Source organism: Anaerostipes caccae L1-92 (assembly GCF_014467075.1).
GTDB classification, from domain to species: domain Bacteria; phylum Bacillota; class Clostridia; order Lachnospirales; family Lachnospiraceae; genus Anaerostipes; species Anaerostipes caccae.
Genome location: NZ_AP023027.1, coordinates 2,138,797 through 2,154,262 on the forward strand (window position 1 = coordinate 2,138,797; position 15,466 = coordinate 2,154,262).

At 45.4% G+C, this 15,466-nt stretch carries 15 protein-coding genes; 3 read left to right on the top strand and 12 right to left on the bottom strand.

Features of this window, described 5'->3' with window-relative positions; translation table 11 throughout:
- Positions 1-78 precede the first annotated feature (78 nt).
- The 5 genes from ANCC_RS10495 to ANCC_RS10515 form a co-directional block, all read right to left on the bottom strand.
- Positions 79-1,230: a D-alanyl-D-alanine carboxypeptidase family protein gene (locus ANCC_RS10495; protein WP_006566640.1), complete on the bottom strand. Its 1,152-nt coding sequence runs from the start codon at positions 1,228-1,230 to the stop codon at positions 79-81.
- A gap of 550 nt (positions 1,231-1,780) precedes the next feature.
- Positions 1,781-2,854: a GGDEF domain-containing protein gene (locus tag ANCC_RS10500; RefSeq protein ID WP_233458302.1), complete on the bottom strand. Its 1,074-nt coding sequence runs from the start codon at positions 2,852-2,854 to the stop codon at positions 1,781-1,783.
- Positions 2,830-4,521: a bifunctional diguanylate cyclase/phosphodiesterase gene (locus ANCC_RS10505; RefSeq protein ID WP_039946538.1), complete on the bottom strand. Its 1,692-nt coding sequence runs from the start codon at positions 4,519-4,521 to the stop codon at positions 2,830-2,832. Before ANCC_RS10505 ends, ANCC_RS10500 begins: the two co-directional genes overlap by 25 nt.
- 35 nt (positions 4,522-4,556) lie before the next feature.
- On the bottom strand, positions 4,557-5,108 hold the full coding sequence (gene mnmM / locus ANCC_RS10510; RefSeq protein WP_009289420.1) for a tRNA 5-(aminomethyl)-2-thiouridylate-methyltransferase MnmM: 552 nt from the start codon (positions 5,106-5,108) through the stop codon (positions 4,557-4,559).
- A gap of 106 nt (positions 5,109-5,214) precedes the next feature.
- Positions 5,215-6,597, bottom strand: coding sequence for a L,D-transpeptidase family protein (locus tag ANCC_RS10515; protein WP_006566635.1), 1,383 nt, complete (start codon positions 6,595-6,597; stop codon positions 5,215-5,217).
- Between the two features lie 154 nt (positions 6,598-6,751).
- On the opposite strand from ANCC_RS10515, the gene ANCC_RS10520 reads away from it, so the two are divergent.
- The 3 genes from ANCC_RS10520 (at position 6,752) to ANCC_RS10530 (ending at position 9,628) form a co-directional block, all read left to right on the top strand.
- Positions 6,752-8,092, top strand: a complete 1,341-nt coding sequence (locus tag ANCC_RS10520) for a butyryl-CoA:acetate CoA-transferase (RefSeq protein WP_006566634.1) — start codon at positions 6,752-6,754, stop codon at positions 8,090-8,092.
- 87 nt (positions 8,093-8,179) lie between these two features.
- The gene (locus tag ANCC_RS10525; protein WP_006566633.1) at positions 8,180-9,124 is read left to right on the top strand and encodes an L-lactate dehydrogenase; all 945 of its coding nucleotides are present in this window, start codon (positions 8,180-8,182) and stop codon (positions 9,122-9,124) included.
- Positions 9,125-9,262: 138 nt separating this feature from the next.
- Positions 9,263-9,628, top strand: coding sequence for a hypothetical protein (locus ANCC_RS10530; RefSeq protein WP_006566632.1), 366 nt, complete (start codon positions 9,263-9,265; stop codon positions 9,626-9,628).
- A gap of 56 nt (positions 9,629-9,684) precedes the next feature.
- Here the strand turns inward: ANCC_RS10530 and ANCC_RS10535 are convergent, their stop codons facing one another.
- From ANCC_RS10535 to ANCC_RS10565, 7 genes are all read right to left on the bottom strand, one after another.
- Entirely contained in the window at positions 9,685-10,380 is a 696-nt protein-coding gene (locus tag ANCC_RS10535) for a M15 family metallopeptidase (RefSeq protein WP_006566631.1), read from the bottom strand.
- A 14-nt stretch (positions 10,381-10,394) separates the two neighbouring features.
- Complete coding sequence (locus ANCC_RS10540) at positions 10,395-11,672, bottom strand: glycoside hydrolase family 18 protein (RefSeq protein WP_054335060.1); 1,278 nt, start codon at positions 11,670-11,672, stop codon at positions 10,395-10,397.
- 64 nt (positions 11,673-11,736) lie between these two features.
- Positions 11,737-12,000: a thioredoxin family protein gene (locus tag ANCC_RS10545; RefSeq protein WP_006566628.1), complete on the bottom strand. Its 264-nt coding sequence runs from the start codon at positions 11,998-12,000 to the stop codon at positions 11,737-11,739.
- 8 nt (positions 12,001-12,008) lie between these two features.
- Positions 12,009-12,425 carry a YjdF family protein gene (locus ANCC_RS10550; RefSeq protein ID WP_006566627.1) on the bottom strand — a complete coding sequence of 139 codons (417 nt, stop codon included), beginning with the start codon at positions 12,423-12,425 and terminating at the stop codon, positions 12,009-12,011.
- Between the two features lie 188 nt (positions 12,426-12,613).
- Positions 12,614-13,051: a DUF3284 domain-containing protein gene (locus ANCC_RS10555; protein WP_006566625.1), complete on the bottom strand. Its 438-nt coding sequence runs from the start codon at positions 13,049-13,051 to the stop codon at positions 12,614-12,616.
- 31 nt (positions 13,052-13,082) lie between these two features.
- Entirely contained in the window at positions 13,083-14,033 is a 951-nt protein-coding gene (locus tag ANCC_RS10560) for a nuclear transport factor 2 family protein (protein WP_006566624.1), read from the bottom strand.
- Positions 14,030-15,457 carry a 6-phospho-beta-glucosidase gene (locus tag ANCC_RS10565; RefSeq protein WP_006566623.1) on the bottom strand — a complete coding sequence of 476 codons (1,428 nt, stop codon included), beginning with the start codon at positions 15,455-15,457 and terminating at the stop codon, positions 14,030-14,032. Before ANCC_RS10565 ends, ANCC_RS10560 begins: the two co-directional genes overlap by 4 nt.
- Between the last annotated feature and the right edge of the window lie 9 nt (positions 15,458-15,466).

A 15,466-nucleotide genomic window follows, 5' to 3' on the forward strand; every position in this document is an offset into this window, starting at 1 on the left:
CGGTTATCTTATCATATTTCAGTTTAGAAAAAAAGGTAGTTGATCCAGAATCTCAACAACCTTTTCCTTCGATATTTTTTACAGGCAGAACTCATCCAGTGTTTTTCCGAGATACCACCAGTAATCCTTTTTGTCGATAGAATCTTTCGTAAAAACTTTTTCCTCCCGGATCACCCTGCCATTCAGCACATATTCAATCTTCCCCACCTGTTCCTTTTTCTTTACAGGTGCGTTAAGACTCTTCGGGATCTGGCATTTAATATCGACCTTCTCCCCCTTTTTCAGCAGCAGCGTCATGCCTCCGCCCTTTGCCTCTATGGAAACTTTGTGCTCCATCCCTCCGTTGACATACAAGTCCGTCAATTTGCTGTAGTCCGGGATAATCTTGTGGTAGGAATAATTTTTGGCACCGTAGTCTACCAAAGTTCTGACATCCGACCATTTATAGGTTTTATGGGGAGGCCAGCCGCAGGCCAGCACGACCGCGATCATGGTCATGCCATTTTTCTTCACGGCTCCCACGTAGCAGTACCCGGCTTTGGAAGTGAATCCGGTCTTTCCGGAAACCGCGCCGTCCATCATGGAAAGCAGGGCATTGTGGTTATTGCATGTAAAAGAACGCTTCCCGGATGCATCATGAAAAGAATGGCTTTTGGCTCTGGTGATCTCCAAAAACTCTTTGTTTTTAATACACTGTTTCATGATAAGTGCCAGATCATATGCCGTAGTGGAATGAATCCCGTTTTTGTCGGTGCGGTCCAGTCCGTTAGGTGTGACAAAATGGGTCGACTTTGCCCCATAGGATCGTGCCTCTGCATTGAGTTTTTTCGCAAAGTTTTCGGTTGATCCGGCTGCATGCTCCGCCAGGATCACCGCACAGTCATTGTAAGACTCAAGCATCAGACCGTAAAGGAGGTCCTTAACTTTATATTTTTCCCCGGCCCTGGCTCCCAGATGGACCTGTGGCTGGGCAGCGGCATTTTTAGAAACTGTCGCTTCCTCTTCCAGATTACAATGTTTAATAATATACAGGCATGTTAAAATTTTTGTGGTGCTGGCATTCGGCATTTTGGATTTCCCGGATTTATCAAATAAGACTCGTCCGCTGCCCGCATCCATCAAAATGGCTGATTTTGCATACAATTTTAACGTATCATCCGCCCGGACCGTGTGAAAACCGAGCTGCAGACACAAAAACAGAGACCATATTACACAGAAAATCTTCTTCATTCCATTTCCTCTCCTTCAAGCCAGCTAAGATATTTCTCTCCGTTATCGTGTAAAGGGCCTGTTAAAAACCGGCTGGGATAAAGGAGAAAATGTCATGACATTTTCCACATAATTTCCGTTCGGCTCTTAGAATGCCTCACTCCAATTATGTAAAAATGGACATAATGGCTGCTGGAAAGGTATTCTTCGAATAAATTGGGCTATTCAATGTAAGATTTTTTTATTCATTAGCCTTCTCCAGAAGAAATTATGTCCATTTTGACCAGTTTGGAGGCATTGCATTCGAAGAGATGTTAGTTTTTCTTCTTTCAGCAAAGGCTCGGAGACGGTGTGCAGAGCACAGTGAGGCTGTCTGAGCGTCAGCGAGTTCCGAACGGGCCGTCGCAGAGACTTTGATGAAAGTTAGAAAATCTTACATCTCTGAGACAGCAAGCCGGAAAACTGGTCAAAATGTCATACAATTAATACTATATGAAATGTAAAACCAAAATATACCCACAGGGCACACCGTAATTCATGCCTTTCAGACGGACGTGCACCGCACGCAGTCTCATGGTTTCCCGCAGACGACACGGTTCTTCCCTTCTGTCTTGCCTTTGTACATCTGTCTGTCGGCCAGGGCAATGATCTCCTCGGGTGAGGCTCCTTCTCCGGAAGGGCTGACTCCGAAGGTCATGGTAATATGCAGTTTTTTATCGTCACAGCAGAAAGTATGTCCGGCTACCGTATCACACAGTTCCTGAAGCTTTACGAGCACATCATTCAGCGGCGTGTCCCGGAAAAGAAAGACAAACTCTTCTCCTCCCCACCGGCAGACATCCACGTTTCCTCCCAGGAAAGAACGGATAAGTTCTGCTGTTTCACTCAGAATCTTATCTCCGCAGGAATGTCCCCATGTGTCGTTGACAACCTTAAAATCATCAATATCGCTCAGTACCAGCACTGCAGAGGATGCCTGACAATGTTCCGCCCTTTTTAGGAAAGCATGCCGGCTCAGCAGGCCGGTGAGCTGGTCATAGTTCGCAAGCGTCGACAGGCTGCGGTTTTCATCCTGCAGTTCCTGCCGGCTGACAGCGGCAGACAGCTTCGAAGAAACAGCCGCATATAAAATAATCGTAAAACAGGCACAGATACTGAAAATTGAGATCCACAGTGCCTCTTTTTCAGAAACTGCCAAAAAATCAGGGCAGGCGAATCCAGTATATAATCTCAGCGCAAGGAATACGCAGATCTCAAATCCCGCGAAAAGATAAGGCACATATTTATGTTTGAAGGGGCAAAAATAAGTCAGGGAAGTCATGGCAATCAGGTAAGGAGAAATTCCAATATCCCATCCCGCAGACAATGTACAGACCACAGCAAACACACAGACCTCAAAGTGCACACATGTTACCGCCATGCGGTAGTATCCTCTTTCCACGCTCTGCCCCATAGCAAGATAAAAGCACACACTTGCGATATTGTATACAGCAAGAGGATATACACCGGTGAGTGCAAATATAACGATATAAGAAAAGTGCGCCGCAGAAGCCAGGATAATAATGCGCCGGTAAATAAGCTTTACATACTTGTCTTCTGTCTGGTCTATCGACGTCATATTCACTGCCTCCCGTCCCTTTTCCAATATTTCTCCTCAAACTGATCCGCCGGAATCGGTTTTGAGATATAAAATCCCTGTATACTGTCTGCTTCCAGAGAACACACTGCTTCCAGTTCTCCCGGATGCTCAACTCCTTCCACACATACAGCAATTCCTACACTGTGGCACAGCTTTATGACCGCCCCGATAAAAGAATGATTAAATACATGATCCCGGTCATTAATAAAGGAAATAAAGACCCTGTCAATCTTTACAATATCTGCGGGAGTCTGGGACAACATTCCCAGTGAGGAATATCCCGTTCCGAAATCATCCATGGCGATCCGGATATGAAGCTGCCTGAGTCTTTGGAAGGTTTCTTTCAGTGCCGGCATATCGGTCACAAAGTAACTCTCGGTAAGTTCCAGTACAATGTGCTGCGCGTCCAGATGATATTTTTCCAGCAGCAGCACCACTGTCGGAACAAAATCTTTATCTATAAACTGAAGGTAGGAGACATTGATATGCATAATAAAATCAGGACAGTAAAGCAGCCATCGTTTACATACAGAGAATGCCTGATCCAAAATCCATTTTCCTGCTTCTATCATCAGCCCGCTGTTTTCAAGGAGAGGTATAAACTGAGCAGGGCCCGCATCTTCGGTGTCAGGACAGGACCAGCGGAGCAGGGCTTCAGCCCCGGTAAGTCCAAGTCCGTCAGCTCTGACAAGCGGCTGGTAAACCAATGTAAACCCCTGCATTCCATCTCTTACACAGCGCTGAAGCTGCCTGTTTAATTCCATTAATCTCAATTCTGACTGTAAAAGATCCGGTGAAAACACAGTACAAGTATTTTTTCCCCGCTTCTTGGATGCATCCAAAGCGCTTGCTGCAAATTTGAGCAGATCTAAATAGTTATCCGCGTCTTTTCCTATGATGGATATCCCTCCCGAAACAGAACAGAAATAAGAAATTCTGTCAATCTCATGTTCACAGTTGGCATATGTATGAATAGACCGGTATAGTTCTTCGATCTCCTCTAATGATGCTTCCGGACAGACAACTGCAAATTCATCACCGTCGAACCGGAAAATCTCAGTCTTAGAAGGCAGCATCTGCTGTATATTCTGTGCCATCTGCCGAAGCACCAGATCTCCAAAAGTATGGTCTTTCAGATTATTGATCTGTTTAAAATCGTCCAGCCCTAACAGCAAAAGCCCTCCCCTGGCGCTTCCCTGGTTCAGCAGAAATTCTATCCGTTCCCTGCACTTTTCCTGGGTGAACAGCCCTGTGGTGCGGTCAATCTTTCCTTTGCTGCCGATCGGAGTCACCACACCTGCAAAGGAGAGCGGATTTTGATTCTGGTCTCTCTTTAACAGTCCGCGGCATACAACCCATACATATTCATTATCTCTGTTTTTTACCTGATACTCTACATTATGTATATCCGTCATCCCTCTGAGCATATCATCCACAGAGTCGAAATATCGTTTTTTATCTTTGTTATGTACCAGTTTGCCCCACACGGGAACAAGCCCGGGTACGAGCCTTCCCGGCAGATCAAAATCCTGCAGCATATTATCGGAAATCAGAGCCATATCGGTTGTCATATCTATGATATAGATATAATCTTCAGTACTGCTGACGATCGCATCATAAAACGCCTGTCCGTCTATATGGAACGCACCGTTCTCTCCCTCAGTTCTTTTCATAAAATATTCCTCCATCTTTCAAATACCGCAGAAAATCAAAATCCCAGTTTCAAAATAAGTACCGGAAGCGGAGGATGATTCTGTTTATTATAGAAGTCCTGTTTAATAACAATATATCTCCTGTCATCCAGCTGCCTTAAGTATTGAAGAACTTCTTCTTTCTCCGCAAAGCCGGTATCTCCTCCACTATACACACAAACACTGATAATTCCTCCCGGTTTCAAAAGCTCAAGTCCCACTCTAACAGCCTGTATCGTACTGTTCGGCCTCGTGGCAATCCTGTGGTCCCCACCTGGAAGATAGCCCAGATTAAACAAGATCGCCTGCACTGTGCCTTTTTCTGCATACCGGTCCATATTTTCATGGCTGTCCAAAATAAGCTCCGGATGGTATCCTTTTAACTCCAGTCTTTTCCCTGTATTGAGCAGTGCTTCCTCCTGTATTTCAAATCCGATCACCCTGTCTGTCAGTCCGCACAAATACTCAGTGTCACCTCCGTTTCCAACCGTTGCGTCGATACATAAGTCTCCTTGTCTGATAAAGCGTCTCAGCTCTTCATGCACCCACTGTGTTATGCTGACCCTCATTTTCATCTCCTCCTGTTCCATGGACAAAAAGGCCGCAGACCTTTCCTATTGAAATAACAAAAAGAGAGAGCCCAGACTATCTAAATCCTGCTCTCTCGGTTTCATTTTAGTAATAGCAGATAACCGGTGTTCCGGCATCGATCATATTGTAAAGTGATGCAGCTGCATAAGGCGGCATATTGACACATCCGTGTGATCCCCCGGAAATGTACTCGCTTCCTCCAAAAGAAGACCTCCAGCTTGCATCGTGAAGTCCCACGTTGCCGTTGAACGGCATCCAGTAAGATACCGGTGAGTTATAACCCTGACCGCTCAATGTCGCATTGCGCTGTTTATACAGTACAAATGCCACACATTCCGGTGTTTTTCTTCCAGCTTCCATCTTGCCTGTGACTACGGATGAAGAAAAGACAATCTTTTTCTTTTTAATGTAGAAAACTTCCTGCTGTCCCATATCTACCTCGATATAAGTGTCGCCGATGTCTCCCTGATATCCGTCGTATACTTTTGCCTTCTGTCGCCAGTATGGCTCTCTTGTCTCGGTGGTGCCCTCTTTCAGCATTTTTTTGACTGCGGCTTCTTCCTTTTCACGGCTCATTCTCCAGCCGTAAGGACCTCCAAAAATCTTTTTGGTTCGTCCGTCATGAGTCTTGACGGTACGCATGGTCCCCATCGTGTTATATTTGTATGCAAACTTCATGACCCAGTTTTCCATTTTCTTCATATCAACAGTAAAATCTGTGTCATTTTTGATCTTAAACCACTTGTGGTATACGTCCTTATCGAGAACTACCGTCTGTTTCCCGAACTTATACGTAATGCTTCCCTTCAGAGAATCGTTCATCCTGTCTTTCAGAGAAATGATCTCTTTGCTCTTGCTCGTATACTTCGGGGCATCATAGGCGCCCTCCTTGTCCAGATCCACCGCAGCGACACCGCCTTCCACGGCACTCTCTATGAGCTTTTCCGTCTTTTCCTTCTTTAAGACCGTACCGATCTCTTCTTTCTGGATCTGATAAGATCCGTCTTTGTAAACCGGTTTGGCATTTTGGATCTTGATGATATTTTTCTTTTTGAAGCAGTCAAGCTTTCCAAAGGCCTTTTGAAAAGCGGCTTTGTCATAAGCAAACATATCAATATCTTTGTACTTCTCTCCCCCGAAAACACCTTTAATCCACAGAAAAGAACTCTGTCCGTCTTTAATCTTCCTGATCTGGTCTTCACCGTCAAAGGAAACCTTGAGCACACTGCTCTTTAAAACTTCCTCTCTGCCTTTTCGTTCTTTGACGGTCAGCGAATAGCCGTCCGCCTTTTTTTTGAAAATGTCTGTAACTTCGTCAACTGTCTTGTTGGAAACATCGACACCATTGATCTTTGTCCCATATGTAAACTTCTTGCTGAAATACACTGCGATACAGCAGTAGATCACAAAAACAATCCCGACTGCGATCAGGGTGTAATGCTTCCAAGTAAATTTTTTGTGTTCCATAAATGTCCTCCTAAACTTAGTATCTAATTATAGTACAAAACTTGTAAAAAGGCCACCCATAATTTAAATTATTTTACTTGTGTTTCTTTTATGCGGATGGTACAATGGAACGGTATGTTAATAAATTAACAGATAAAAGACAGGAGGATTACTTATGTCATTTAAGGAAGAATACCAAAAGAAACTTAAAACAGCCGATGAGGCCGTAAAAGTTGTGAAATCCGGCGATTGGCTGGAGTACGGCTGGTGCGTCACCACACCGGCTGCCCTTGACAAGGCTTTGGCAAAAAGAATGCCGGAATTGGAAAATATTAATATCCGGGGCGGAATCGTCATGTGGCCGCTGGAAATCACTAAGATCGACTCCCCTGCCGATCACTTTACATGGAATTCCTGGCACATGGGCGGACTGGAGAGAAAATGGATCAAGGAAGGTTTTTCCTACTACGCACCGATCCGTTATTCCGAGCTGCCGGGATACTACCGCAATTACATCGATCACGTGGATGTTGCGATGATGCAGGTTGCCCCGATGGACGAACACGGATTCTTCAACTTCGGGCCGAGTGCATCCCACCTGGCTGCAATGCTTGAAAAAGCCGACTGTGTCATCGTGGAAGTCAACGAAAATATGCCTCGCTGCTTAGGCGGATTTGAAGAGGGTGTACATATTTCCAAAGTTGATATGATCGTCGAAGGCGAAAATCCTGCGATCGCAGAGCTGGGCGGAGGCGGAGCAGCCACCGACGTGGACAAAGCCGTTGCAAAACTCATCGTAGACCAGATCCCGAACGGCGCATGTCTCCAGCTTGGCATCGGCGGAATGCCGAATGCCGTAGGTTCCATGATCGCGGAATCTGACCTTAAAGACCTGGGCGTTCACACTGAAATGTATGTGGATGCGTTTGTAGACATTGCAAAAGCAGGAAAGATCACCGGTGCCAGAAAAAATATCGACCGCTACCGTCAGACTTATGCATTCGCAGCAGGGACCAAAAAATTATATGACTACTTAAATGACAATCCGGAATGTATGAGTGCTCCTGTTAACTATACAAATGATATTGCAAGGGTTTCTTCCATTGACAATTTCATCTCTATCAACAATGCCGTAGATGTGGATTTATACGGACAGATCAGTGCTGAGTCTTCAGGAATCAAACAGATCAGCGGTGCCGGCGGTCAGTTAGACTTCGTTATGGGAGCTTACTTATCCAACGGCGGAAAGAGTTTTGTATGCCTGTCTTCCACTTTCACTGACAAGGCCGGACAGATGCATTCCCGTATTCTTCCTACCCTGCATAACGGGTCTATTGTCACAGACACCCGTGCCAATGCACACTATATCGTCACCGAATACGGAATGGCAAACATGAAAGGACTCTCTGCATGGCAGCGCGCGGAAGCCCTGATCAATATCGCTCATCCGGACTTCAGAGACCAGCTGATCAAAGACGCAGAAAAAGCTCAAATCTGGAGAAGATCCAACAAATAGTTTTTGATACAGTTTCTCACTTTATCAAAATTCGATGAATATTTTATCCTCCTTTGTTAAACTACTTAATACAAAGGAGGATTTTTTATGATTAATAATAGAAAAGCGGCCATCATCGGCTGCGGATTTGTCGGTGCATCCACCGCATTCAGCCTGATGCACCAGGGACTGTTTTCCGAGCTGGTCTTAATCGATGTAAACGAAGAAAAAGCCCGGGGTGAGGCGATGGATTTAAGCCATGGACGCCCGTATGTAGATACATCCAAGATATATGCAGGCTCCTATGATGATGTCGCGGACTGCGGGCTGATTATCATAACCGCCGGTGCAAATCAGAAGCCCGATGAAACCCGTCTCGACCTGGTACACAAGAATGTATCCATTTTTAAATCCATTATTCCGGAGATCACCAGACGAAACTCTGAAGGAATCTTATTGGTTGTTGCCAATCCGGTTGATATTCTTACTTATGTGACCTTAAAACTTTCCGGATTTCCAAAAAACCGGGTCTTTGGCTCCGGAACTGTCCTGGATTCGGCACGTTTCCAATACCTGCTCAGCGAACATCTGGAAGTAGACAGCGGCAGCATTCAGGCATTTATCATCGGGGAGCACGGAGACAGTGAACTGGCGGTCTGGAGCGACACCAATGTCTCAGGGATCGGCATCAACGAATTTTGTGAAATGCGCGGGCACTTTGACCACGAGAAGTCCATGAAAAGAATTTTCGACGATGTGAAAAACAGCGCCTATGAGATCATCGAAAAAAAAGGCGCTACGTATTACGGCGTCGCCATCGCAGTCAGCCATATTGCAGAGAGCATTATCCGGAATAAAAATTCCATCCTTCCGGTTTCCAGTTTGCTCAGCGGTGAATACGGCCTGTCCGATCTCTGTCTGAGCGTACCGACCATCGTCAACAAAAACGGTGCGGAACAGGTCATCGAGATTGACTTAAACAGTGAAGAATCCAGTCTGCTGAATAAGTCTGCAGGCCAGCTGAAAGAAATTCTTTCTTCCCTGGATTTATAGCAAAATCGGTTTTATATCTTATGTATCCAAAAAAGTACAGTGGAAATATTTACACGTTATGAGATCTGTGTTATTGTATGATTCAAACAAAAATTTACTGATTTTTTATTAGATTCATACAAAAAGTGAGGGTTTCATATGAAAAGATATCTCTTGACCGGTATATTAGCTTTTGCAGTTTCCGCTGCCTTAAGCGGCTGCGGCACGGCCCACATAAAACCGGAAGGACTCAGTGACAGTGAATACAGGCTGGGCCTGAGGGCGATCGAGACGACAGATAAATATTTAAACGCCGACCTTTCAAGAGATCTGGCCAGTGAACAATTTGAAGATATCAAAAATGCGTTTGAACAACACGAAAAAAATCAAAAAACCACTTTCTCACGGGTAGACTCCCGTATGGAACAGCTGGAACAGTGCCTGTCTGCAAAAAAAGTTTCAGACAAAATGGTGACCAAAGCCAGAAACCGTCTGGCAGAAACATTAAATCAAAATCTTTTATAAGTTCAAAAAACTCCGGTCATAAATCTTTACCGGAGTTTTTTCATGTGTCTTGTCATTTACCGTTTTTCAAAGTGCTGATAGTCTTTATATGTAATCCAGTCACCGCCCCACTGAAACCCGTGTTTCCTGAAAATCCGGTACACCCGGTCATTTCTGTGAATCATGTTATACTTATACTTTCCTTTACACTTTTTCACATCTCTCTGTGCATAGATCTTTCCGTTTTCAGGTGTGATGGAATTCCTCTTTACAAAGGGGTTGACTCTCGGATTAATGTCAATCGCCCTGCCATAAGCGTGTTTTGACAGATGACTGGTCCCTTCTACAATCCGATAGTTAAAGGCAGAGGTGTTATTGGCTTCCATAGATTTGGTGTCATCGGCTCCGTAATCATCGATCAGGCGGATGCTCTCAATCGGGTACTGCATATCATAAAGCTCCTGAAAAATTTCCACGGTATCTTTGGCAATGGACTTATTCACAAGCAGTTGTCCGCTCCTGATCTTTCCGTCATAACCGTAATATTTTACCTTAACATATCGAAGGTCCTGAAATGTGATGTTCGGATTGGGCCTGTAAGAAACCCCGCTGATTTTTTCTTTCACTGCCTTCGGAACCTTTTCGTAAGAAAAACCTCTGATACTTTTATTAGAAAATGCCGGTTTGACGGGTTCCTTTTCTCTTATCTCCTGAACGGATGCACCAAGCCCGATCAGTGCCGCCAGCATCATACTTACAATATGTTTCCCCATAAGATTCCTCCCGTCTACGGTCTGTCGTTTAACTGAAATAAACTGTCCAGCAGCAGCCAGTTGGCCCGAAACGGCCTCATCAGATTCCAGTATCCCACACCTGTAAAACCATATTCTTTCGCCGTCCGTACTTTTACATCAATGCTCCGGACATCTTCAAACCATACTTCATGTTCTGTTCCATTTGACGTATAGTTAAAAAACGGACTCATGGCAGTTTCATCGAACCGAATCTGCACCCCGTTCTCGTCTGCGATCTCGACTGCTTCCACATTTCCGATCGTCCTTGCCCTTGTTGTTCCTCTCTCGTAGGGAAGCGGCCAGTCATAGGCATAGTTCGGGATTCCCATATATATTTTTTCCGGCGGTATTTCTGTTACCGCGTAATCCAAAACCTGCTGTACCTTGTTGATCGGTGCAACTGCCATTGGCGGCCCGAACGTATAGCCCCATTCATACGTCATTAAAAATACGGAATCTGCATTAGCACCCAAAAGTCCGTAGTCCATTCCTTCATATAACAGGCCCGGCTGATCTGCGGAAATTTTAGGCGCTAAAGCGACAGACACCTTATATCCTAAGGGATTCATCCGCTCTCTTAAGTTCCCTACGAAGGCTGCATATCCCTCCCGGTCCTCCGGAAGGATGTATTCAAAATCCACATCCACTCCGGCATACTGCTTTTCCTGAACCGTCTGAACCAGATTCTCAATCAGAACCTGCTGCATCTGAAGATCTTCCGATACAGCCTTCACCAGCTGATTGTTAAAACTCCCGGTCTCCGCAAACGGCGTCAGCACAAGCATAGGATCAACCCCAAACTCCAATGCCTGTTCAATCAGAGGTTCTTCCATCGCCGGCGGTATGAGCGTTCCTTCGGTTGTAAAGCCATAAGAAAAGATCAGAAGTTCATCTAAATATAAGAGAACCTCTCTTAAAATCTCCGTGCTGATATATGGATATGCATATCCCGTTACATTGAGGTTCCCCAGCTGCTCCTGCCGATAGCGGATCGTCAGCACATCTCCCGGCATCAGATTTGATTCGTTCAGCAGATATGGATTTTTTCTGACAATCGAAGAAACCGAAGTGCCGTACTGCTGTGCAATCGATGTCAGCGTATCCCCTTCCTGTACCGTATGGACGTCAGAAGGCTCCAGAATCAGCAGCGCCTGACCGGTCACAACGCGTCCGGCATAAATCTGGTTGTCATAGATCAGCCTGCTCCTTGAAACTCCAAACTGGGCAGCGATAGAATCAATCGTATCCCCTTCATTTACTACATATATCATAGTTCATTCCTTTTTGCGGTCTTTTTCTAAATATATGCACCCGTCAAAAAAGGAATTCCTGGGCTTATTCTTTTAATGCCCCTTCAAAAACTTTCTTTATTTTTTCTTTTGTGGGAACCCCCTCATGAAGTTTCTTTCCGTCCACATAAAAAGTGGGAACATACCAGTAGTCGAGAGACTCTGAAAGTTCAGTGTCCTCATCCTCATTGACCATTTTTACAGGAATGTTTTTATACTCCGGCTGTTCCCGTTTGAGTTCTTCCATCATATCCAGCGCCTGATGGCAGTATGGACAGCTTTCCAGTTTCATCATCAGAATTTCTTTCATTTTATCTCCTATCTTCCTCTGTGTCTTTGTTTCTTCTTCTCCTGTTTTATCAAAAACTGCTGCCGCTTCCGTTCTTCCCGCAGATCTCTCCTGCGCTCTTTCCTTCCGGCTTTTTGTTCTTCTCTCTGGGCAGCCAGCGCCTGCTGGGATTTTGTTCCCATCCCTGCGTCTCTGTGCCTTCTAAGGCTCCTCTGCATCCGTTTGGGATTCAGGTTTTTCACCTCTTTCACCGAAACATCCACAGGAGGACTGAAACGAAGTTCTCCATGACGCTCCATAAGAAATGCCAGAACTTCATAGTCTTTTGGTTCTGCCCCGAACGTTATTTTGGACACTTCCAACTCACCGTCCAGAACACGTTCATAAATTCCGACCCAAAAGGGTTCATCAAAATATACTGTCAGCCTGTTCTCAATTTTTTGCATAAAAAACACTCCTCGCTTTTGGCAGCAAAGAATGGACAACCGAGGAGGCAGGTTACTGACAGCTTTTATCTCTGCGCCCGGACTACCGGCCGGGACTGTGTTTTTATCTTTGCGCTGTTTATTTTTACATATTCTATTTTAATCCATTCCTTTCCGGTTTTCAAGGATATCCCATGCCCATCCTGCACTTAATCCATTCTCTGACTTCTGATGTATTTTTCCATTCGGGACAGTCTGCGTTTGACTCTTCCTGCCTGCATTTTTCCAAACAGCTCTCTTCCAAAGGAAGTATTCATATTCCCATCTTCGTCACAGGTATCTTCCCTGTATATTACTCTGATTTCATCCTCTCCGTTTGGTAAAATTTCATAGGAAACCGACGCATTTCCAAGATCACTTTTCATCAAAACCCGGTAGCTGTGAGGAGGCCTGAACGCTTTCAGTTCTGTCTGCATCCGGTATTCTTTCTTCTTGTACCGTATCTTTTTATCATAGCAAAAGCCTTCGCAAAGTTCATAGGTTCCTTCGGCTTTCCCGCCGTATTTTTCTATCTCATATCTCAGTGAGTGTTCGATTACTCCAAAAAATTCATCCGGTGCTGCTCTCAGCACTTTTTCAACCTTCATCCCTGCGGCCTCCTCTATTTTTTCTCTATGATCAGCATCCGGAAATCACCGGTTCGGGATTGATGTGTTTGATAAATTCAACCGTCCGGATCTTCCACTTCTCTCTGTCTTTGATCAGTTCTATATTACAGTCCATCGTAAACCAGTCCATAAAGTAATTGTGTTCCCCGATTGATTTGGAGCCAATCCGGTTCGGCTCTAATCTGGACATTTTTGCTTCTGCCCTGTTTCCGTCTATGGCAGTCTCCCTGACTCTGTATGTATGATGCAGCCTCGGCTCTTTATAGTTGATCCCTTTTAAAAATTCAGTCCACTCATCCGCTGACTCTACATATTGGTTATGGTAACCGTCTATGATCTTTAGATCAGCAACGGCAATCTCCCTGAGAAGCTCATAGTCCTCCGAGTCTGTCACCCATCCAAAGTGATACAGGCATTCCTTAATCTGTTCTTCATCGGTCCGCTCATATGCACAGCAGGGAACACTCCTTATAACACTGTCCTCTTTCTGTATCACAGGTCTGTAATTCCACGGCTCATGAAAGTCCGGCATCTTCCAGTCCTTTGTCCAGTAAGTATTTCCGTCCTGCCAGCACAGGTCAAATAAGATCCTGCTGATCTTCCACTGCCCTTCTGTTTTCCGGCAGGAGAGCACAAACGTTCCGCCATACTGCATGAAATGGAAATGCCCTTTTCTGTCATGAACGAAATACAGCAGGATGAGATGAAAACTTTGCTGTGCGCGGTCTTTTTCATACCGCACAATGCAGTTTTCTGCATTTGCTTTCGTGTAAAACGGCTGTGGTCCCGGATAGGCAAACAGTTTTTCCACTGCTTTGATTCCCTCACCTCTGCCTGTCACAGAACTTTCGGCCGTAACGTCACTGCACACAATCCTCTCCAGATCCGAAAAATCATTATTCTTTATTTTTTCCGTAAACTCCTGCCGCACGCTTTCAATCTGTCTGATTTCCTCATTCATAATTCTTCTCCATTGCTTTCGATCACTTTCCGGTACCAATAGAAAGATTTTTTCTTTTCCCTGTGCCAGTCTCCGTTTCCATGGTCATCCCGGTCCGCATAGACGAATCCATATCGCTTTTCCAGCTCGCCGGTGGATGCGCTGACAAGGTCAATAGGTCCCCACGGTGTATACCCCATGACCTCCACGCCGTCTTCCAGCACTGCCTTCTTCATCGCTTCTATATGTGCTTTCAGATATGCGATCCTGTCGTCATCGTGGATCATTCCGTCTTCCTCAAACTTGTCGTATGCACCGAATCCGTTTTCCACGATCATGAGAGGAATCTGATACCTGTCGTACAGCCGGTTCAGGGAAATCCGCAGCCCCAGCGGATCTACGGCCCATCCCCATTTGGTCGCTTTCAGATATGGATTTTCCATCGTCTTTAAGATTCCTCCTGCTGAGACCTTGATATCTTCCATACGGTCACTGTATACGTTCGACATATAGTAGCTGAAGCCGATATAATCTGCGGTCCCTTTTTTCAGAAAAAATGCATCCTCCGGCTCTGTCTCCAGGACAATGCCCAAACGCTCATACTGCGCTTTCTTATAATACGGATACTCTCCCTTTACCATTACATCCGCAAAAAAATAGTCTTCCTCTTCCCTCTTTATTGCAGCCATCACATCGTTGGGACTGCAGGAGGCCGGATAATAGGGGATATAGCCGATCATACATCCGATCTTAAAATCCGGATTTATTTCTTTTCCGCGGGCCGCTGCCCGGGCACCCGCCACAAACATGTGATGGACCGCCTGGGCACAGACCTGTTCTTTTGGCTCATCTTTATCCACTCTCAGCGCACCTGCAAGCCACATGCCCAGATCGGAATCGGGCTTACAGTGGTTGATTTCATTGAACGTCAGCCAATAACGGACCTGATCTTGATACCTTTCAAATACCGTCTCTGCATACCGCTCAAAAAATCCGATTAGTTTTCGGTTTTTCCAGCCCCCGTATTCCTTTACGAGCGTATAAGGCGTCTCAAAATGAGAGAGCGTCACCACAGGCTCTATTCCATAAGCTTTTAGAGCGGCAAAAACTTTATCGTAAAACCGCAGGCCCTCTTCGTTTGGTTCTTCCTCATCTCCCCGTGGAAAAATCCGTGTCCACGCTATGGATGTTCGAAAGCATCGAAGGCCCATCTCGGCCATCAGCCGGATGTCCTCCTCAAACCGGTCATAAAACTGATTCCCCTCGTGATTCGGATAAATTTCCCCGATCATAATCCCGTCCGTGATCCTGCGGGGACAGTCTCTGCTGCCGGCAGTCATCACATCCGCGATACTGATACCCTTTCCTCCCACGTTCCAGGCGCCCTCACACTGATGGGCGCTGGCCGCTCCTCCCCACAAAAAATCTTTTGGTAATCTGTTCATAAACCTTTT